We start from the raw sequence: 20,602 nt of genomic DNA on the forward strand, positions 1-20,602 counted from the left end.
TTCTGTAAATCAAATATGTATTAATTTTAATTGTTACTTTTGTAAACATCTATAGAGAAAAGGAGTAAAATGGGAAATACGTTTATCTTTCTTTTGATGGCGCTTAATACAGCACTTTCATCACAAGAAGAATTAAAAACAACACAGCAACAAGCCAGCAAGCATCGTATAAATGTGGAGCGTCAACGTACAGAAGTTGATTCCTTATATGATGAAATGAACCTAGCTCAAGTATTACAATACGAAGCTTTTCGTCAAGCAATGGAAGGTAGAAAAGCCCTTCCTATCCACAACAAAGATATCATGACGGTCATCGATTTCTCGCTGGCATCCACTGAAAAGAGGCTTGTAGTATTAGATCTTGCGCAGAAAAAGGTACTGTTTAATACGTTAGTTTCGCATGGCAAAAATAGCGGCGAGAATTATGCGGTAAATTTTTCAAATCAACAGGAATCGCTCAAAAGTTCGTTAGGATTCTTCACGACTGAAAATACATACAATGGTGAGAATGGCTATTCATTGGTACTGAATGGTCTTGAGAAAGGGATAAATGATAATGCCAAAGCGAGATATGTAGTGATGCATGGTGCAGATTATTGTAGCAATGGAACAATAGCGAGTTTAGGTAGACTCGGAAAAAGTTACGGCTGCCCTGCCGTTCCGAGAGAATTTGCAGCCCCTATCATTAATACCATCAAAGATGGCACATTATTGTTTATTTACGCAGATAACGCTGAATATTTAAGCAAAACTCACTTGATCCATCAACCGAATATTCTGATGGCCCAGTTTCAAAAAAGACAGTCTACGTTTAACAATGAAGGCTAATAAAAAAAACCTGATGGTGATTCATCAGGTTTTTTTTATTCAAAGCAGCTATACCAGCTGACAAATCTTTTAAGACTTGTGCCTTTTCCTAAATTTCAACATCCAATTGTAAATTGCATCGTCGTGAAATAATCGCTCTACACTTCCATGTGTACCTCCTTTTATCACATTCAAACTCACATTAGCATCTGGATCTTCTTTTTTTATCGCCCGCATAATTTTTTTAGATTCTGAAATTGGCACCGCCCGATCGGCCGTTCCATGATGCAACCAAATGGGCACCTGGGTCAGGTTGGACGCATACTGACTCGATCCACCACCACATATGGCCACAGCTGCCGCTACCCTTTGCGGATATTTACCAGCCACATCCATAGTGCCGTAGCCCCCCATACTCATACCACATACATAAATACGGTCCGGGTCAGCATTGTAATGTCCGATGACATAATCCACAATTTCCATTACTTTATCTGCATCCCAGCCACCCTTTGACTGTGGAGCAACAATAATACCTGGAACTTCCTGCCCCTTATTGATAGCATAAAGGATACCATAGCGCTTTACACGATCCAAATTTGTACCGGAAAGACTCCGCCCATGCAAAAAAACGAAAAGAGGTTGCTTCTCCATATTGGAAGAATCTGGTCCAGAATTTTTCAATAAAAAGGGATAGGTCGTTTCTCCTCTAATCGCTTGTATTTCCTGCGCATTTACACGTATCACTAGCATACAGAAAAAACATAGATATAAATAAACTCTTTGCATACTTATGTATATAAAATTTAGCTTAATTTGGATCATTAAAAATACAATTAAATGATTTTTGACAACCGTATTTAACAAGATTTAACATTTTCGACAGTCTGTTTGTGATTCAAAACATCGCTAATCAGCTGAATCTACAATAAGCAACGAGCGTTCATTTATACGATTCCATCCAATTATAATTGCATTTCAGATCAAATTTATCTTAGTTTGTAACTGTTGACGCAAATCGAAGTTCTCACATGAAAATATTACATACCGCCGATTGGCACCTTGGAAAACGACTGGAAAGTTTCTCTCGAATAGACGAACAGGCCCTGGTTATGGATGAGATCGTTCAGATTGCCGATCAGGAAAATGTCGACCTAGTAATTATTGCCGGAGATCTCTTTGATGCTTTTAACCCGGGAGTGGAAGCAATTGAGCTATTCTATAAAACAATCAAACGTCTTAGTAAGGATGGCATGCGTCCTGTAATTGCTATTGCCGGGAATCATGATTCACCACATTTGATTGATGCACCCGATCCGTTGGCAAGGGCCTCCGGAATTATCTTAATCGGCCATCCGCACGCCGTCGTCACTCCTTTTGCTACGGAAGGCTTCGCTGTTGTACATGCAGATAAAGGCATTATCATCTTGAAACTACCTCAGTATGAGCATACGATTCGAATCCTTCATACCGCTTATGCCAATGAGATCCGCTTAAAACAATATTTAGGTGAAGATAAAGAAAGTAAGTTAAATGAGGTTTTATCTTCCGAATGGAAAAAAATTGCCGAGACCTATTGTGATGAAAAAGGCATTAATATCCTCATTGCCCATCTTTATATGAATAAGTTAGGTCGTCCACTTTTGGAAGAGCCGGATGGTGAAAAGCCGGTCAAAATAGGAAATGCAGACTTGATCTATTCACAAGCTATTCCGGAACAAGTCCAATATACGGCATTAGGACATCTACATGGTTATCAAAATATAGGCTCTCCAGAGAAACCAGTTATCTACGCATCATCTCCCCTATGTTATAGTTTTTCAGAGGCTGGGAAAACCAAATTTGTAGCGCTAGTAGATGTATCGCCCAATACACAGGCTGCAGTAACTCCGATTCCACTTACACAAGGCAAACCATTATTTAGAAAAACATTTGAGGATATTGAAAGTTGCATTTCCTGGCTAGAAGCAAATCCAGATGCCTTGATAGAATTGACATTGAAATCCGACACCTTTTTGAAAGCAGAAGACCGCAAGCGGATCTATCAGGCGCATTCAGGAATAATCTATTTGATTCCGGTGGTTAAACAGCGTGATGGCGAATCTATAGACACCAACGAAATCAATCTTAAGCAAGACATATCTGCATTGTTTCAAGATTATTTTAAATCCAGAAATGCCAATCAAGCGCCCAATGACGATATCCTTGATCTATTTCGCGAAATTTTAAATTCTTAATTGCATGATTCCATTAAAGCTAATATTAGAGGGCATCTATTCCTATCAGGATCGCCAGACGATCGATTTTACTGCACTTCTCGAAGCTGGACTTTTTGGTATTTTCGGCACAGTGGGCTCTGGTAAATCGTCCATATTAGAAGCGATTACTTATGCGTTATATGGGGAAACAGAACGTTTGAATGCACGCGACAAACGTGGATATAATATGATGAATCTGAAGTCAAACAAGTCATATATAGAACTTGATTTTGTCAACTTTGAAGGACGCACATTTAGAGTTACGCGCGAATTTAAACGGAACTCCAAAAACTTCGATGACGTTAAATCGCCAACGGTCGTGCTCTATGAGAAATTAAATGATACATGGGTACCATTGGAAAGCAGTAATACACAGCGAATAATAGGACTAAGCTATGAGAATTTCAAAAGAACAATCATCATTCCACAAGGACAATTCAAGGAATTTATAGAACTTGGCGCCAGGGAGCGCACCGATATGATGAAAGAGATTTTTCAATTGCATCGGTTCGACCTACAGGATAAAGTTTCCGCACTATATAAGAAAAATCAATCGGAATTAGATCACTTGAATGGTCAATTATTTGGATTTGAGGAGATCACTTCAGACCTTGTAGCAGCCACCAACGAAAAGTTACAGGTTGAACTTCAATCTTTCGCTTTTATAGAATCTTCGCATAAAGTACAGCATGAAAAATTCATGCTGCTCCAAAAACTTAAAGCGGATTTTCTTGAATTGAACCGGATGAAATTACGTTACGAGGAATTACTTGAACAGAAAGTACAAAAGGAGAATTTAAGGCTACGATTAAGCCGGTTTGAGGAGGCCCAAGCCAAATTTTTACACAGGCTCCAATCCAAAGAAAAATTAGATATTGATAAGGGATCAACGCAAAGAAAATTGGCGAACGAAGAAGCAAAAAAGGCAGAAATACAACAGCTTATACTGCAACATCAATCTCGCTTAAATGTATTAAAACCGAAATATGAACTGCTGCCGCGACGCCGTATGCAGGAATTGGATCTTGAATTGATACAGCAATTGATTACCTTTTCCAATGAAATTAAAGGCTTGCAAGATCGCGCTGAAAAAGGCCGCCATTTTGTCGTAGAAGCGAAAAAACAACAAGCGCATTATAAAGCAAAAATCCAGGAAACTGAAAGTGAGATTTCGAATTTAAAGCGTGCTAAACCTTCGCCGCATGAATTGATGGAATTGGGCCGATGGTATACTAAACAACAGGGTATACAACAACAAGAAAAAGAGCTTAATAAGCAATTGGTCGATTTAGAAAACAATGCCAGCGAAATCAGACGAGAATTAAAGCATGCCGACGTCAACCTGGAGGAATTTCAATCAACTCATGCCCGTGTTGTTCACCAATTGGAACAAAAACTCAATAAGCTACAGGACGAAAAGGCCCATCTGCTTTTGCAGCAGCGGCTATCCCAATATGCTAAAGATTTGAAAGAAGGATCGCCTTGCCCCCTGTGTGGGGCTATTGAACATCCAATGGTCAACCATGGGCAGGATATTTCTCTAGAAATCCTTGCTCATGAAAAATTGATGACCGACACGACCGAACTCCTAAAACTAAAACAGGATCAAAAATTCCAAGTGGAGAAACTTGTTCTTCGCCTGCAATCATTGACAGATCAAAAACACGAACTGAACACGAAAATTGAATTGCATAAGTCCATAGAAATGGCCCATTTCAATGAATTTGTATGGACTGGCTATAGCAGTACAGATGAATCGATCTATGCTTCCAAAAAACAGGAGCTTTCCAAAATTGACACCCTAATCCAGGCCCTCGAAAATCAGCTTGTAAATGATCAGACTGCTTTAGCGTCTGTAGAGGAAAATCTGGAGAAATACAACAAAGCCCTGGGGCAATTTGAACGCGACGAAGTAAGCAAGCAAGCACAGATCAATCAAAATATTGGCAATTTAAAACTCCTCAGCTGGTTCGATTACGAATCGAAAGATGCCCAAACTGTCGAAGAAGAATATAACGCAATCAAAACCTCAAATATTACGGTAGAAAAAGAGTTTGTTTCGGTAAACGATAAGCTAAGCGAGTTAAACAGTCAGTTCGCAGGGCAAAACAGTGTGGTGAATGCCATTTTGGAACGACTCCAAACAATTGAAAGTGAAATTCTGGAAGTTGACAACACGTTTCAGCAGCATCTTTTAGCTTCGCCGTTTAATGCGATCGAGGAGGTTAAGCAGATACTCGCACAAAACTTGCCTGTACAGCAGATCCGACTTGAGCTGGAACAGTTTCAAATAGATTTCGAAACTGTAAAGGCGCAGATTGCTCAACTGGAACATAAGCTCGTTGACCAAGTGTACGAGGAAACAATCTTTATTGAACAGGAAAAGGCGCTGAAAGAAAGCGCTCAACAATTGAAAGAAAGTACTGAAAATGTTGCCAAGCTGAGGCAGGAACTCAACCAATTGATGATTTCCTACGCTAAAAAAGAGACCCTTCTGCAGCAACAAATGAAGCTAAACTTACGTAATGAAAATTTGAAACAACTCTTCAATCTATTTAAAGGTGCCGGTTTTGTACAATATGTTTCTTCAATTTATCTACGTCAATTGTGCGACCACGCCAATATTCGTTTTCACCGTATGACACGAAATCAACTTAGTCTGCAGATAAACGAAAACAATGAGTTTGAGATTATAGATTATTTAAATGAAGGGAAGAGTCGTAGTGTAAAAACTTTATCCGGAGGTCAGGCTTTTCAAGTATCGCTAAGCCTGGCGCTCGCGCTCGCGGAGAGCGTGCAGTCGAGTACGAAAGCGAGCAAAAACTTTTTCTTTATTGATGAAGGTTTTGGCACACAAGATAACGCGTCAATCAATATTGTATTTGAAACCCTGCTAGAGCTACGCCGCGAAAATCGTATTGTAGGGATCATTTCTCATGTTGAGGAGCTCAAAGAAAGAATTCCAATATCCCTTTCCATAGAAAAAGATGAAGACCACGGTAGTCAAATTTTTATTAATTAAGATCAAAAGTTATTTTGTATATTAGTTATTGCGGTCATATTCGTTGCAAAAAGGCCGCAATAACTAAAAAATAAAGATTATGGGCTTATTTTCGAACAGCAAAAAAGGGAAAGGGTCTCATCCTTTTTTTCTTAAGGGAAGCAAAACGAATAGTAATACGATCCAATCTGGAAGCAGTTGCCATTCCCCGCACATTCAACAGTCCATGTTATTTATCAAGCACTATGATATCCTGACTATCTTAAAAGATATTCTAATGCCGTACAACCAAAACTAAGGTTCAAAAAAAGAAGTATAACGTAGCATTATAAAACTTTTCTAAAGAAATATTGTCATACGATAAAACAGGTCAAAGACAGTATATTTGTCAACTATATGAAATACAAACAAATCAACAATAATTCCATTAATCAAATTATGCTTATCCTCATCATACTAGCGATATGCATATTGATCTTTACGAGCTTATTTTATTATTTACCAGGTTTTTTAGGGGCGATAACGCTCTATATTCTATTTAGAAAAATCAACTATAAGCTCACCGAAGAAAAAAGATGGAATAAGTCGGCGGCAAGTATTCTATTAATCTTACTGACAATTGTTTTTTTAGTTGGACCGCTTTATCTGCTAATCAACTACATGGTACCCCAGGTTACAGAGGTCATTAGCAACAAAGACGAACTGATGCAGAAATTTGATTCTGTAAAGAGCTATTTAAAATCCAGTCCCTACTTCAGTAATATTGACCTTTCAGATTCTGCATTGATGCAAACGCTCCAGCGAGCGGCTAAGTTTATACCCAATATTCTTAACTCCGTCGCAGAAGTTGGAGTCAATTTACTCGTGGCATTATTTGTACTTTATTTTATGCTTGTAAGCAGCAAGAGGCTGGAGGAAACAATTTATAACGCCATTCCTTTTACCAAAGCTAGCAAGGCTGAGTTATGGAAAGAGTTCGACATGATGGTGAAATCCAATGCTATTGGTATTCCAATTTTAGCCATGTGTCAAGGGATTGTTGCCGGACTTGGCTATTGGTTTTTTGGACTGGAAAGTCCTATTTTTTTAGGAATATTAACGGCTGTCTCCACAATAATTCCAATCTTAGGAACAATGGTGGTCTATTTACCAGCCGCACTATTTCTACTCGCCAATGGCCAATCCGGAAGTGCTATAGGTCTTGCTTTGTATGGAATCATTATTATAGGGAGTATAGATAATGTTCTCCGCTTTACCATCTTAAAAAAGCTGGGTGATGTACATCCCCTAATTACGGTATTCGGTGTACTACTTGGGTTAAATTTGTTCGGTATGCTTGGACTAATATTTGGTCCTTTAATTCTATCCTGTGTTGGTGTACTTCTCAAAGTTTACAGTATTGAATTTGGAAAAAGCGCACCAGAAATTATTCAGTCAACATCCCTAATAGAATCTGGGGCAATGGGTGAGAAACCAAATATTATCGAGTAAGGAAAGCTAAACAATTGAAATGTGTCTATCGACATGTATCTAATCACCAAACTCGATATCCAGTAAACTGTCATAAATAAAATTGTAAGGCATAAAATCCGCTTTTTTTCATAGTTTTGGTTCGTTAATGTATTCGAGTATTGCTGATAATTAAAAATCTAATATTGGATGCTAACGAAAGAAAAGATCAAATCATTGATACTGATTTAAAAGCAAATGTATTCTATGAACAAAAAAATAGTCTTAGGAGTAACAGCGGTATTCATAGCTGGAATCCTATACTCATGTGGCGACAATAACAAATCAAAAACTGAAGGCAAAACCACACCTACACAAGAGGTCACTTCAGAAAACCACGACCATGCGGGACATGATCACGGGCAGACGGCCCCCATCCAATCTTCCGAACCAGCTGGCATTCTTCCTAATTTTACTTTTTATCAACTTCGTTCCGGGATAAGAGTTACAAACGATAATGTTGCCAAAGACAAAAATACCGTATTTATTCTTTTTGATCCAGGCTGTAGCCATTGTCAGCACGAGGCTGTCGAGTTAGAAAAAAACATAGATCGTTTAAAAGATGTAAATATTTATTATATCTCCATGAATGACCCTGCTTTAGTATTGGGCTTTTTTGACAGTTTTGCTCCAAAATTATCCAAAGCATCAAATGTTGAAGTATTGATCGATAAAGATCAGACATTTATTCAAAAAATTCATGTGCCGACACAATTCCCAGCGAATTATGTTTATGGAGCAGATGGTAAACTGAAAGCACATTGGGAGGGCGAAAAAAATATCAACGAAGCAATAAGCGAATTTCATAAATAATCTGAAATGCTCAACATAGCAATCAACGGATTCGGCCGTATTGGCAGAAATACATTGCGTAATATTTTTCTTCGCGGAGCTTCTGATGAGATAAAGATCATTGCAATAAATGATTTGACAGATACAAAGACGCTTGCCCATTTATTTAAATATGATTCGGTGCACGGCCCTTTTTATGGCACTGTGTCCCACGACGAAAATCACATCATTATTAATGGCAGAGCAATCCGCGTTATTAATGAAAAAGATCCTTCGATGCTCCCGTGGAGAGAATTAGATATCGATGTTGTGATAGAATCAACAGGGCATTTTACGACACGTGCCAAATCAGCTTTACATTTAGAGGCAGGTGCAAAGAAAGTAATTATTTCGGCACCGGCGCAAGACAAGGATATTCCGACAGTGGTGCTCGGCATTAATGATCAGACTATCGATCTTTCTGCATCCATTTTATCCAATGCCTCCTGCACGACCAATAATGTTGCTCCCTTAGTAAAAATTTTAGATGACCATTGGGGCATAAAAGATGGTTATATCACAACGGTGCATTCCATGACAGGCGATCAAAATCTTCATGATGCACCACATAAAGATTTACGGAGAGCGCGGGCAGCGTCATCTGCAATCATTCCAACAACAACAGGTGCAGCTAAAGCTATCACCAACGTTTTTCCCCATTTACAGAATAAGCTCGGCGGCGCTGGAATACGTGTCCCTGTCCTCAATGGTTCATTAACGGACTTCACCTGTACGCTTGAAAGGCAGACCACGGTTGAAGAAATTAATAAGGCCTTTCAATCGGCAGCCGAAAATGAATTGAAGGAAGTGCTGTATTATACAGAAGATCCAATCGTTTCAGTTGATATCATCAATAACCCTTATTCCTGCGTTTTTGATGCTCAGCTCACTTCCATTGTTGGGGGGTTGGTCAAAGTAGTTGGTTGGTACGATAATGAATTTGGTTATTCCAATCGATTGGTTGATTTACTGATTAAGATTGATCATTTAAATGAAAAATCTTTTGCCTAAATGAACGGCTGTCTGCTATACTGATTTAAGATAGGGATTATGATTTATTTGGGTAAAAATGAACTGTAATTAAAAAACCTGTATTTTATACAGGCTTTTTAATTACAGTTCCCTTTCTACTCCCAGACCGAATAAGGCGAAATCATATTTGACGGGATCCAGCGGATCAAGTAAACGTAAGTTTGCTGTTAACTCCTGCGCTGTCTTCCAATTGACTTTATCAAATGTAATCAAACCAAATTTACGCGCCACACGCTCCACATGAACATCGCAAGGGCAGATCAGATCTTTTGGTGAAAGGCGATTCCAGATACCGAAATCCACACCTTTGTTATCCTGTCTAACCATCCAGCGTAAAAACATATTGATTCGTTTAACAGTGGACTTCTGTGCGGGGCTACTAATATGCTTACGTGTGCGATAGGGATAGTCCGGCAGTGAAAAAAAATACATTTTAAATGTATTAAGCGCCAGTTCAATATCAATCTCCTTTCTATTCTCCTGCCCTACCAGAAAAGCATCTTCCAAAGAATCAAAATGACCATAATGATATTTGAAAAATTCAATGAAGTAGAGAATATCCGTGTCATTAAATGTACGGTGTTTAAACCCCAACAAACTTTTTAGATCTTGCTCTTGATGATTCATAATATAGTCGTACGGTGAACCATCCATTCGATCAATAAGCTCCTTGCATTTATTGATGATCGTCTTCCTTTGGCCCCAAGCCATAATTGACGCCAGGAAACCCATGATCTCAATATCCTGCTTCGCAGAAAATTGATGTGGAATAACTATCGGATCATTGGGTATAAAATTAGGTTGATTATATTCCTCAACTTTCTTATCCAAAAAATCTTTCAGATCAAAATCAGCTGCAATTGTCATTATTACCTTCCTGTCTGAAGTATACCCTTACAAATATTGGCAATCAAACCAGGCCCTTCATAAATAAATCCGGTGTAAACCTGAACAAGGCTAGCACCTGCATCCAATTTTTCAATGGCATCTTTAGCCGAATGAATCCCACCAACACCAATAATTGGAAAAGCCTTATTCGATTTTTGACTGAGGTACCGAATAACTTCCGTAGATCTTTTTGTTAAAGGACGTCCACTCACTCCCCCTGCTTCTTGAGTTAATGCCGTTGCACTCTTTAATCCATCTCTTGAGACAGTGGTATTTGTCGCAATAACGCCAGCAATCCGCGTCTCCATAACAATCTCCACGATATCATCCAATTGACTATTTGTTAAATCGGGAGCGATTTTAAGTAGAATAGGCTTCGGAGTTGATTTACTATTATTTAATCCCTGTAAGGTATTGAGGATGTTTGTTAGCGGTTCCTTCTCCTGTAAATCGCGTAGACCAGGCGTGTTGGGAGAACTGACGTTGACAACAAAATAATCCACATGGTCAAATAATGCATTGAAACAATAGATATAATCATTAACTGCGTCTTCATTCGGCGTAAGTTTATTCTTACCGATATTCCCTCCTATCAATAACCCTTTACGATCTGTCAAGTTTTTTAATCTATTCGCAGCAACATCAGCGCCCTGATTGTTGAATCCCATTCTATTGATCAGCGCCTCGTCCGGTACCAGACGAAACATTCTAGGTTTATCGTTACCGGGTTGCGGTTTAGGAGTTACTGTTCCAATTTCAATAAAACCAAACCCCAAATTAGCCATATCAGCAATATACTCCGCATTTTTATCAAATCCCGCTGCAAGACCTACTGGATTTTTAAACTTCAACCCAAAAACTTCACGCTCCAAACGTGGATCTTCGACTGTAAAAAAAGCATTCAATAATTGCTTTGCACCCCAAATTTTTGAGAAAACATTTAATCCTCCGGTCACTTTGTGGTGAGCCATCTCGGGATTCATTGTAAAGAATATAGGCTTGACTAATTTATACATAATCGCAAAGTTACTCAAACAAGAAGAAATATTCATTACTTTTGTACTTTTGCAGTTGAAATGATATCAATAAATAATTTAACATTTGAAATAGGATCTCGTGCCCTATATGATGAAGCAAACTGGCATATCAAACCAGGAGATAAAGTTGGCCTGATCGGCGCTAATGGCACAGGTAAATCTACGTTGCTTCGGCTTATTGTCGGTCAATACACACCGACATCAGGATCAATTTCTATGGCGAAGGACCTGAAGATTGGCTATTTAAACCAAGATTTATTATCATACCATTCTGACAAAAGCATTTTGCATGTTGCAATGGAAGCCTTTGAACGCCAAAATCAATTACATGCCGAAATCGAAGAGTTACTTGGTAAATTAGAAACAGACTACTCCGATGATATTCTGAATAAATTGAGTGACAAACAGGTAGAATTCGAAGCCCTAGATGGGTATAACATTGAATTTAAAGCTCATGAAATCCTCGCAGGTCTTGGCTTTTCTGAAGCGGAACAAAAAAGACCGCTAGCTACGTTCTCAGGGGGTTGGCGTATGCGGGTCATGCTAGCCCGTATCCTTCTACAGACTCCGGATATTTTATTGCTAGATGAGCCTACCAACCACATGGACTTACCTTCAATTAAATGGCTTGAAAACTATCTTCAGTCGTTCGATGGTGCTATTGTGATTGTTTCCCATGATAGATATTTCCTGGACCGTATCATTAAAAAAACGGTCGAATCGCGTAAAGGGAAATTAACACTTTATGCAGGTAACTACAGTTTTTACCTTGAAGAAAAAGAACTGCGAAATGAACTTCAGGCTAATCAATTCAAAAACCAACAAGCAAAAATTAAACAGGAAGAGCGCTTAATTGAGCGCTTTCGGGCCAAAGCATCGAAAGCAAAAATGGCTCAGTCACGCATCAAGGCTTTGGATCGCTTGGAAAGAATTGACGACGTAGATGACGATAATCCGACGGTAAACTTTAGTTTTAAATTTTCGAAACCTTCCGGCCGCCATGTCGTTACTTTAGAAAATATCTCCAAGTCCTATCCTAACCTAGAGATATTAAAAAACACCTCAGCAATTATTGAAAAGGGCGATAAAATCGCTTTGATCGGTGCCAATGGTAAAGGTAAATCGACATTATTACGCATTGTGGCTGATGCGGATCACGAGTTTGATGGAAAGGCTGAACAAGGCCATAATGTGTCGCAAACATTTTTTGCGCAACACCAGCTTGAGGCCTTACACCTGGAGAATTCCATCCTTGCCGAATTACAAGCCTTTGCACCGAAACATACAGAAACTGAATTACGGTCTATCCTAGGCTGTTTCCTTTTTACAGGGGATGATGCCTTCAAGAAAATTAAAGTCCTTTCTGGAGGAGAGAAATCACGTGTGGCCCTTGCTAAAGCATTAACAGCAGATGCCAACTTCTTGGCACTCGATGAGCCGACCAACCACTTGGATATGCAGTCGGTCAACATTCTGATCCAAGCTTTGCAACAATACGAAGGCACATTTATTGTTGTATCCCACGACCGTTATTTCTTGGATAATGTCGCGAATAAAATCTGGTACATAGAAGATAAACAAATCAAAGAGTACCCAGGTACGTACCAGGAATATGAAGAATGGGCGGCAAAACGAATTGTCAAAACTGAAGGTAAGACGGAGAAAAAAGCCAAGGAAGAACCGAAAGCGAAGAAAGAAAAGCAACCGCTTACGGAAGATAAAACGCGCTTATTGAGCAGAAAGAATAAAGAACTTATGTCATTTGAACAAAAAATAGAAGAACAGGAAATTTTGGTCAAAACATTAGAGTCAAAGCTTGCCGATGAAGCGGTCTATTCCGATGCTGCTAAATTACAGGACACTACGCGCTCATACAACTCGGCAAAAGCATTATTGATACAATTTCAGGAAAGCTGGGAACAGTTAGCGGAAGAAATCATGGATTTAGAAGACAATTAATTTTTTCGACTTAAAATCAGGTTATTACCTGTTTAAAGGTGATTTTAAGCCAAAAATATTTGCAGAAATAGGATTAAAGCCCTACTTTTGCATCACTTCAAACAACGAACAATAGTTCTAAAACGAAGTACGATTCCGTAGCTCAGCTGGTAGAGCAATACACTTTTAATGTATGGGTCCTGGGTTCGAATCCCAGCGGGATCACAAACAAAAGCTAATCTTTCGATTGGCTTTTGTTGTTTTAGTAGGTTAACAATCGAAAAATGAGCCGGCTCGGTCAGAAGGATCGTGGAATTGATATAGGACCAATGATATGATCAAAACTAACTGGTTAAAATAAAAAAGTACTGATATTATAGTGACTAAAACCTATCCCTGAGACTTACTAATAAGTATATAGTTCAATTTCTGTCCCATTCTTTTAAAAATCCATGGTTAAGTCAAATCATTTTATAGAAATTTAAAATGTTACAAAACAATTCTCAAACTTGACTAATCAATCGATTGACTAAACTGATTTTATCAAAAGTTTATTTTCTTACACCGAAATAAATGGACTTTCATTTATATTTATTACACACAATATAAACCATTATGAGAAAATTTTTAAATCCACTATTAGCATCGCTTGCTCTACTTACTGCGTCCTGTAGCAAAACTTTGATGAACACAACAGAGAGTGTCGGCCCTCTCAAAGCAAAAGCCTCAGCAGCAACCGCGATCAACGAATGGAACAGCAACCCTTACAAACTAAACGTGATCTATTTCGTTCCCAATGATGTGGATTCTATTCCCAATTTCCGAAAACGTCTAAGCAGAATTCTATTAGATGCGCAAAATATGTTTGCCAATAACATGGACCGCGAAGGATTTGGTCGAAAATCTTTTGGATTAGATCTGGTCAATGATACGTTAATAAATATTCATTACCTTGCTGGGCAATTTGGAAAAGCAACTTACCCCTATTCTGGGGGCAACGGAGCAGTAAAGACGGAGGTAGATGCATATTTTGGTCAAAATCCATCGGCAAAGAAAAGCGCGCATAACCTCATTATTATTCCGACTTACAACACCGATCCTGCAAATCCAGGCGGCCCGCCATTCTATGGCACCGGCACTAGTTGTTACGCATTGGACTATGCAAATCTTGATGCTAAAAATTTGGGAATCGGCGGCGATATTGGGTGGAAGGCAACCGTATGGATTGGTGGTATGATTCACGAATTGGGCCATGGCTTGAATGCCAGCCACAACAGAATGAATAAGACCTTGGCACCCACTTTAGGCACAGCCTTAATGGGCTCAGGAAATTCCACTTATGGAATCTCAACAACCTCCCTGACAAGTACCACCGCGGCGACATTTAATAATAGTCAAGTATTTAGTTCTGTGACTAGAAGTGATTGGTATGCATCCGCGTCAGCAGAAATTGTATCTTTGAATTCGATCTTTACAAACAATACGATTATCATTTCCGGAAAATTTACCACTAACAAGCCTGTCAATGATATTGTTGTTTGGCATGATAGAGAGCCCTTCGGTGGGAACAATGATTATGATGCCGTACAATGGGCGACAAAAATCATCGGTCAGGATAGTTTTAGATTCGAATGCCCACTCGCTGATTTTTATGACCTGACAGGAAATTATGAAATGAGAATTGGCTTTATGCACGTCAATGGTATTCGCACAACCATACGTTACGCCTATAACTTTACCAACAATATTCCCGATCTATCCAAAGTTGTTACTTATAAACTATTGCCGACGACAAGTTGGTCCATCATCGGAAGCGATAGCAATGAGCTTGGTTCAACTGCAAATAATGTCTTGGATATGAACCGAGGCACTGTTTGGCATACCCCATGGTCATCAACCCAAACACCCCAACCACATTTCTTCTCGGTCAATATGGGAGCTGTACGCACTATTAAGGGCCTTGCATTTCGTAATCGAGATAATTTAAATGGAGCAATAAAAGATGTCAATATTTATGCAAGTACGAACGGTACAAGTTGGACCCTAATCAAAACAGCACAATTGCCAAAAGTCTCAGGTTCTTGGATTAATGTCGAACTCAACGCATCAATTAGCACGCGTTACCTTAAAATTGAATCTACTAGCTCTTGGGGCGATTTCTTCTATTCGCATCTTGCTGATTTTGGGACGTACTAAGAACTGATAAAGAATTACAATCACAAGATTAATTATTAACAGCGCCTATAAGCAAGGATTATCTTCAACCAATATGCGAGACAAATAGCGTAGTATAGAAACAATGAAATATTGAAAAACCATTGTTGAACTCCCGATTTATGTTAATTTTGGATATTAACACATTATAAGTTAATCCGACGCGTCTTTATGAATAAATTACGTAAATATTGGAAACTATTTTCCTATATTGGTGCACATCCGGGCATGTCATACATCGATTTCAAACGCGTGTACATGATCAATCTGATTGCATTGTTATGTTTATTTCCAACTATTTTCTTTGCAATCCTTAATCTTATCGATCAACGTTATATTTTATCTGCGATTAATTTTTCCAATTCGACTTGTGCCTTTACAGTGCTTGTCCTTCAATATTATGGGAAATACAACATCGCTAAGGCCACATTGTTAACAAGTAATTCTGTGTTTTTCTTTGCAGGAGCTTTGCTCTATAGAAATGGTGGAGAATATTTTTTATTGTGCACATTAATCGTCGCCATGTTGATGTATGAAAACCGAAAGATTCATATAGTCCTTTGTCTTACGATAGCTTTTCTAATTTCACTTTTATATCTGCTACCCGATATACTTCCACTACGCCAGCACGTTCCGCGATCAAGATCTGTGTTCAATATTATTAATGCGCTTGCTTTTATCGTCGTGGCGGTCAACTTTTTTCTCGATATCATCTATAAAAATATGAAAAAGATCGAGCAGCAGCGCCTTAATTTAGAATCTATGAATCGCGACAAGGAAAAAATATTTTCTATTATTGCGCACGACATCAAAAGTCCTTTTGCCAACCTAGAAGCACTGGTATTTATGTTCCGTAACCAAATGCTAAACAGTACCACTTCACAGGAATATATTCAACAAATCTATCAACAAATCGCTCAGCAGAATCAAGCGTTAGATGACCTACTGCAATGGGGCAGCAGCAATATGCAAGGCATGAATTGTAGCACATCGAAACTATTGATTAAACCCATTATTCAACACATTATCAAAAGCTTCAATGATAATGCGCAATCTAAACAACTCAAAATCAACTTGGATATACCTCCAGACACGCAAATAATTGCCAATAGAGACCATACCACTATCATTTTACGAAACTTAATCAGTAACGCGATAAAATTTAGTTATGTTAATGGGAATATCAACATTTATATTAGTGTGGACGATCTCTATACGCATATCCATATTCAGGATGAAGGTATAGGTATAAATCCGTTAAAATCCGCCGCGCTATTTAATGAGATTCAGCAAAAGTCCTTTGGAACTGAACATGAGCCTGGATCGGGTGTTGGACTTGTATTGTGCAAGGATTTGATTGAGAGAAATAATGGTATTGTAAACATTCAAAGCACACCTAATGAAGGATCCATTTTTAGCGTAGGACTACCGTCCTCTCCAACTCATATTACCCAAACTAAGGTAGAATCACCTTCATGTGTTTAGCAGTAAAACTAAATGCTCAGATGGGAATACGGCATACACTTCGAACGTCGATAAGAATCGTCAGACAAGATGTATCTGAAATGACCTGTCAGCTATGCTGCGAGTGAATCATCTCTTTATTATCAATTTGTCACATTTTAGCGTGAATTGATTAGCTTAGTCGTACGATTGTAAAAAGAGCACATAGAATCTATTCAAATGAAAATCTAATAATATACTTCGAAATACAGGTACGGTCTTTGATCACTATGGAAAACAAACAATGTTGTTTCAAAGCTAAAGAAGTATACTTATGAAACACTTCATCATACTCCTTACGATAGCCTTTGGTCTATTTCTAATTGTTAAGGTGTGTTTTTCGCAAAAGGGGAATGATTTAAAATCGACAAAACAAAAAACTATGAATACTATAAATCAAATAGATCACGTAATTTATTTCGCCGGAGGTTGTTTTTGGGGAACCGAACATTTTTTTAAACAAGTTCGTGGCGTTACCGCAACCGAGGTTGGCTATGCCAACGGAAATCTTAAAAACCCTTCTTATACACAAGTGTCCAGTGGAACGACTGGCTTTACTGAAACCGTTAAGGTGAGCTACGATCCTCAAATCGTAGATCTCAACCTTCTAATCGACCTATTCTTCAAAACGATCGATCCCACTTCACTGAATAAACAGGGTAATGACATCGGTACACAATATCGCACCGGTATATATTATACCAATACAAGTGACGCGATAATGATCAAAGAACGAGTAGCTGCACTGGCAAGTCAGTATTCAAGAAAAATAGTCGTAGAAGTAGAGCCTTTACAAAATTTTTATGATGCTGAAGCCTACCATCAAAAATATCTGGACAAAAACCCCGGCGGTTACTGCCATATAAGCCCAGATTTATTTGAGCTGGCTCGCCAAGCAAATCCGCAAAAAGCAATTCAGGAAAACGAAGGATCCTACAAAAAAGCAGATAAAGAGACGCTAAAGAAAGTACTTACACCGTTACAATATAATGTTACACAAAATGCCGCTACTGAACGCGCATTTGATAATGAATATAATGACGAATTTAGAGAAGGTATCTATGTAGATATCACCACGGGAGAACCTTTATTTGTTTCTACTGATAAATTTGAATCTGGATGTGGATGGCCGAGCTTTTCCAAACCAATCAGTGATAGTGTAATTGACGAACTATCTGACAACTCCTACGGAATGCGCAGAACAGAGGTACGTAGCAAGACGGGAGATGCACATCTTGGACACGTTTTCGATGATGGTCCGGCTGATAAAGGAGGATTGAGATATTGTATAAACAGTGCTTCACTCCGATTTATTCCAAAAGATAATATGAAAGAACAAGGTTACGAGAAATATCTGCCACTGCTGGTAAAAAAATAGTTTAATAGCGCCTCATAAAGAGGCACTATTAAACTATTTTAGAGATCACATTTCCATACATCACTACAATAACCGACTGTTCAGTGCAATGACAAGTGCCTCATTCATATTACTTACCCCGAGCTTTTCGAATAATTTCCGCCGGTGAAATTTCACCGTATCGATAGAAACAAAAATTCGTTCGGATGTTTCCTGAATACTGAGTCCACGATGATAAAAGCGCAATATCTCTATTTCGCGCGCTGTAAGATTTATTTTATTTCGGGATATCCATTTTCCTGTCAACAGATCAAGTTCCCATAGTAAATCAGCATGAAGTTTTTCGATCACTACATTACCTGAAGAAATATTGGTGGATAAAGAAACGATACAAATGGCTTTCCATATTTTCCCTTCTTCTGTTAAAAAAACAGGCGTCAACTTGTGATTAATTAAAACCGGTCTATTTGGAGCATGTTGTATTTGAAAATCGTATGATATAACGTATGATTTCCGCTCTTCAAGTGGTAGCTTTTCGTAAAAGCTAAATCCAGCTTCGTTGATATCAATAAGCATCTGAAAATCATCAGCAGGAACATATTTCTCATAAAAAGCATATCCCATTTCCATCACCTGCTTAGCGGTCAAACCAGCTAAAAAAAGAGGATTATCAGAAACGTATTCAAAGCTTTTACTTTGATAATCTATCAGGTAAATACTTTGATAGGTGATCCGCGATAAAGCTTTTACAAACTCAAGATAGTCATGGGTCTGTAAGATATCCTTTTCCGAAAGACGATCGAGTGTGTTTTTTTTCGAAAATAGCGCATTATAATCCATAACAAAAATCAAAAAACGAAGTTAAATAAAACTATAGTCAGTTATACCGTTTATTCAAACAAAGTGCAATATGTTTGGAAAATAAGCTGCTCTATTCATGTTTTGCAATCCCAGTCAAAAGACTAAAAAAATCTCCACGGATAATGGAGATTTTAATGGATTACTTGGAAACTAAAGGCGATCATAAAAGATAAGCCACATGTTATTTACTTACTTCATTCAACAATTGAATATCTTCTGTATCCAATTTGAGCGTTGGAGCAGCAAATAATGTTTCCAATTGGGACGCACTTGTTGCACTTACGATTGGTGCCGTGATCAGCGGTTTGGCCAACAACCAGGCTAATGCAACGGTAGCCTGCTTTACGCCATGTTTGTCGGCAATCGAATCTAAGGCTTTAAGGACAGCTTTTCCCTTATTGTCGAAATACTTCTTTATCCCACCGCCGCGAGTAGTGTTGTCGAAGTCGGCTTCAGTTCGGTATTTACCAGTCAAAAAACCAGCCGCAAGTGACCAATAGGGAAATACACTTAAACCATACTTTTCAACCAATGGGGCATAATCAGCTTCGAAACCTGATCTTTCAACGAGATTGTAATGTGGTTGCAGTGCCACATATTTTGGCAAACCATTCTTCTCGGCAGCATCAAAGCTTTCAATCAATCTTGTTGGCGACAAATTAGAAGCTGCAATATAGCGAATCTTACCTGCTTTAATTAGTTCATCATAAGCCGATAGTGTCTCTTCCACTGGTGTTACCTTATCATCAAAATGCGTGTAGTACAAATCAATATGATCTACTCCCAATCGTCTCAACGAATCATCAGCAGATTTTAAAATATGTTTTTTTGAAATATCGTAACCATGCTCCCGAGTTTCTGAGCCAACTTTTGTAGCAATTACTATTTCCTGTCGATTGCCGCGGCTCTTCAACCATTTACCAATTATTTCCTCGGATTGCCCTCCTATGCCATTTACCCACCACGAATACGTATCCGCCGTATCAATAAAATTAAATCCTGCACCTGCAAATTGGTCTAAAATCTCAAACGACTGCTGTTCGTCCAACGTCCATCCAAAAACATTTCCGCCAAAATTTAGAGGTGCTATCTGCAAATCTGTGTGTTGTATTTCTATCTTTTTCATTTAATTTATGTATTGTTCCATTTTAAAAAAAAACTGGATCACACCGCTGTGTAGACATTAAAGTTACATTATTAGAAGCGTGCTAGCGCAAACACCTGTCACATAAAATTGTCATAAAACGAATTCAGAAAACGTAATATTGCATGAGCAAAATAATCGTTCAAAGCATTATAAATAGGATAATTCCGGGAGAAAAATCTAAGGCTCTATGGTTTAAGAACAAATCAAGCGGCGAAGCTC

At 38.5% G+C, this 20,602-nt stretch carries 15 protein-coding genes, 1 tRNA gene and 1 pseudogene; 12 read left to right on the forward strand and 5 right to left on the reverse strand.

Annotated features, from left to right (window positions below; translation table 11 throughout):
- Positions 1-69 precede the first annotated feature (69 nt).
- Complete coding sequence (locus tag B2107_RS20765; RefSeq protein WP_293957668.1) at positions 70-828, forward strand: murein L,D-transpeptidase catalytic domain family protein; 759 nt, start codon at positions 70-72, stop codon at positions 826-828.
- A gap of 69 nt (positions 829-897) precedes the next feature.
- On the opposite strand, the gene B2107_RS20770 is transcribed toward B2107_RS20765, so the two are convergent.
- A complete protein-coding gene (locus B2107_RS20770) occupies positions 898-1,560 on the reverse strand; it encodes a prolyl oligopeptidase family serine peptidase (RefSeq protein ID WP_293957669.1) in 663 nt (220 codons plus the stop codon).
- Between the two features lie 278 nt (positions 1,561-1,838).
- Between B2107_RS20770 and B2107_RS20775 the strand changes: the two genes are divergently transcribed.
- The 5 genes from B2107_RS20775 (at position 1,839) to gap (ending at position 9,417) form a co-directional block, all read left to right on the forward strand.
- Positions 1,839-3,044: a metallophosphoesterase family protein gene (locus tag B2107_RS20775; RefSeq protein ID WP_293957670.1), complete on the forward strand. Its 1,206-nt coding sequence runs from the start codon at positions 1,839-1,841 to the stop codon at positions 3,042-3,044.
- A gap of 4 nt (positions 3,045-3,048) precedes the next feature.
- A complete protein-coding gene (locus B2107_RS20780; RefSeq protein ID WP_293957671.1) occupies positions 3,049-6,087 on the forward strand; it encodes an AAA family ATPase in 3,039 nt (1,012 codons plus the stop codon).
- Positions 6,088-6,462: 375 nt separating this feature from the next.
- Positions 6,463-7,557 (forward strand): AI-2E family transporter, encoded by a 1,095-nt coding sequence (locus B2107_RS20785; RefSeq protein ID WP_293957672.1) that lies wholly within the window; start codon positions 6,463-6,465, stop codon positions 7,555-7,557.
- 225 nt (positions 7,558-7,782) lie between these two features.
- On the forward strand, positions 7,783-8,388 hold the full coding sequence (locus tag B2107_RS20790; protein WP_293957673.1) for a TlpA family protein disulfide reductase: 606 nt from the start codon (positions 7,783-7,785) through the stop codon (positions 8,386-8,388).
- Between the two features lie 6 nt (positions 8,389-8,394).
- Positions 8,395-9,417 (forward strand): type I glyceraldehyde-3-phosphate dehydrogenase, encoded by a 1,023-nt coding sequence (gap, locus tag B2107_RS20795; protein WP_293957674.1) that lies wholly within the window; start codon positions 8,395-8,397, stop codon positions 9,415-9,417.
- Positions 9,418-9,519: 102 nt separating this feature from the next.
- On the opposite strand, the gene B2107_RS20800 is transcribed toward gap, so the two are convergent.
- Positions 9,520-10,305, reverse strand: a complete 786-nt coding sequence (locus B2107_RS20800) for a TIGR02757 family protein (protein ID WP_293957675.1) — start codon at positions 10,303-10,305, stop codon at positions 9,520-9,522.
- A 2-nt stretch (positions 10,306-10,307) separates the two neighbouring features.
- Positions 10,308-11,342 (reverse strand): quinone-dependent dihydroorotate dehydrogenase, encoded by a 1,035-nt coding sequence (locus B2107_RS20805; protein WP_293957676.1) that lies wholly within the window; start codon positions 11,340-11,342, stop codon positions 10,308-10,310.
- 60 nt (positions 11,343-11,402) lie between these two features.
- On the opposite strand from B2107_RS20805, the gene B2107_RS20810 reads away from it, so the two are divergent.
- The 6 genes and pseudogenes from B2107_RS20810 to msrB all read left to right on the forward strand — a co-directional run bounded on the left by B2107_RS20810 (position 11,403) and on the right by msrB (position 18,396).
- Entirely contained in the window at positions 11,403-13,322 is a 1,920-nt protein-coding gene (locus B2107_RS20810) for an ABC-F family ATP-binding cassette domain-containing protein (protein WP_293957677.1), read from the forward strand.
- A gap of 131 nt (positions 13,323-13,453) precedes the next feature.
- Positions 13,454-13,526 (forward strand) — tRNA-Lys (locus tag B2107_RS20815).
- Between the two features lie 390 nt (positions 13,527-13,916).
- On the forward strand, positions 13,917-15,497 hold the full coding sequence (locus B2107_RS20820) for a discoidin domain-containing protein (protein ID WP_293957678.1): 1,581 nt from the start codon (positions 13,917-13,919) through the stop codon (positions 15,495-15,497).
- A 189-nt stretch (positions 15,498-15,686) separates the two neighbouring features.
- Positions 15,687-17,000: a sensor histidine kinase gene (locus B2107_RS20825; RefSeq protein ID WP_293957679.1), complete on the forward strand. Its 1,314-nt coding sequence runs from the start codon at positions 15,687-15,689 to the stop codon at positions 16,998-17,000.
- 400 nt (positions 17,001-17,400) lie between these two features.
- Positions 17,401-17,868 (forward strand): annotated as a pseudogene (gene msrA, locus B2107_RS21860) (peptide-methionine (S)-S-oxide reductase MsrA); the annotation flags it as partial.
- A 63-nt stretch (positions 17,869-17,931) separates the two neighbouring features.
- Complete coding sequence (msrB, locus tag B2107_RS21865; RefSeq protein ID WP_349682268.1) at positions 17,932-18,396, forward strand: peptide-methionine (R)-S-oxide reductase MsrB; 465 nt, start codon at positions 17,932-17,934, stop codon at positions 18,394-18,396.
- 63 nt (positions 18,397-18,459) lie between these two features.
- Here the strand turns inward: msrB and B2107_RS20835 are convergent, their stop codons facing one another.
- Together B2107_RS20835 and B2107_RS20840 are read right to left on the reverse strand one after the other, a co-directional pair.
- The gene (locus B2107_RS20835) at positions 18,460-19,215 is read right to left on the reverse strand and encodes a response regulator transcription factor (protein WP_293957681.1); all 756 of its coding nucleotides are present in this window, start codon (positions 19,213-19,215) and stop codon (positions 18,460-18,462) included.
- A 202-nt stretch (positions 19,216-19,417) separates the two neighbouring features.
- Positions 19,418-20,362 (reverse strand): aldo/keto reductase, encoded by a 945-nt coding sequence (locus B2107_RS20840; RefSeq protein ID WP_293957682.1) that lies wholly within the window; start codon positions 20,360-20,362, stop codon positions 19,418-19,420.
- Positions 20,363-20,602 lie beyond the last annotated feature (240 nt).

Source organism: Sphingobacterium sp. UBA7855, from assembly GCA_002500745.1.
Taxonomy (GTDB): Bacteria; Bacteroidota; Bacteroidia; order Sphingobacteriales; family Sphingobacteriaceae; genus Sphingobacterium.

Coding starts and splice junctions, on each gene's coding strand:
- gap (WP_293957674.1), top strand. CDS start 8,395: ATGCTCAACATAGCAATCAACGGATTCGGCCGTATTGGCAGAAATACA.
- B2107_RS20770 (WP_293957669.1), bottom strand. CDS start 1,560: ATGCTAGTGATACGTGTAAATGCGCAGGAAATACAAGCGATTAGAGGA.
- B2107_RS20765 (WP_293957668.1), top strand. CDS start 70: ATGGGAAATACGTTTATCTTTCTTTTGATGGCGCTTAATACAGCACTT.
- B2107_RS20805 (WP_293957676.1), bottom strand. CDS start 11,342: ATGTATAAATTAGTCAAGCCTATATTCTTTACAATGAATCCCGAGATG.
- B2107_RS20840 (WP_293957682.1), bottom strand. CDS start 20,362: ATGAAAAAGATAGAAATACAACACACAGATTTGCAGATAGCACCTCTA.
- B2107_RS20825 (WP_293957679.1), top strand. CDS start 15,687: ATGAATAAATTACGTAAATATTGGAAACTATTTTCCTATATTGGTGCA.
- B2107_RS20835 (WP_293957681.1), bottom strand. CDS start 19,215: ATGGATTATAATGCGCTATTTTCGAAAAAAAACACACTCGATCGTCTT.
- B2107_RS20780 (WP_293957671.1), top strand. CDS start 3,049: ATGATTCCATTAAAGCTAATATTAGAGGGCATCTATTCCTATCAGGAT.
- B2107_RS20810 (WP_293957677.1), top strand. CDS start 11,403: ATGATATCAATAAATAATTTAACATTTGAAATAGGATCTCGTGCCCTA.
- B2107_RS20790 (WP_293957673.1), top strand. CDS start 7,783: ATGAACAAAAAAATAGTCTTAGGAGTAACAGCGGTATTCATAGCTGGA.
- B2107_RS20820 (WP_293957678.1), top strand. CDS start 13,917: ATGAGAAAATTTTTAAATCCACTATTAGCATCGCTTGCTCTACTTACT.
- B2107_RS20800 (WP_293957675.1), bottom strand. CDS start 10,305: ATGACAATTGCAGCTGATTTTGATCTGAAAGATTTTTTGGATAAGAAA.
- B2107_RS20785 (WP_293957672.1), top strand. CDS start 6,463: ATGAAATACAAACAAATCAACAATAATTCCATTAATCAAATTATGCTT.
- B2107_RS20775 (WP_293957670.1), top strand. CDS start 1,839: ATGAAAATATTACATACCGCCGATTGGCACCTTGGAAAACGACTGGAA.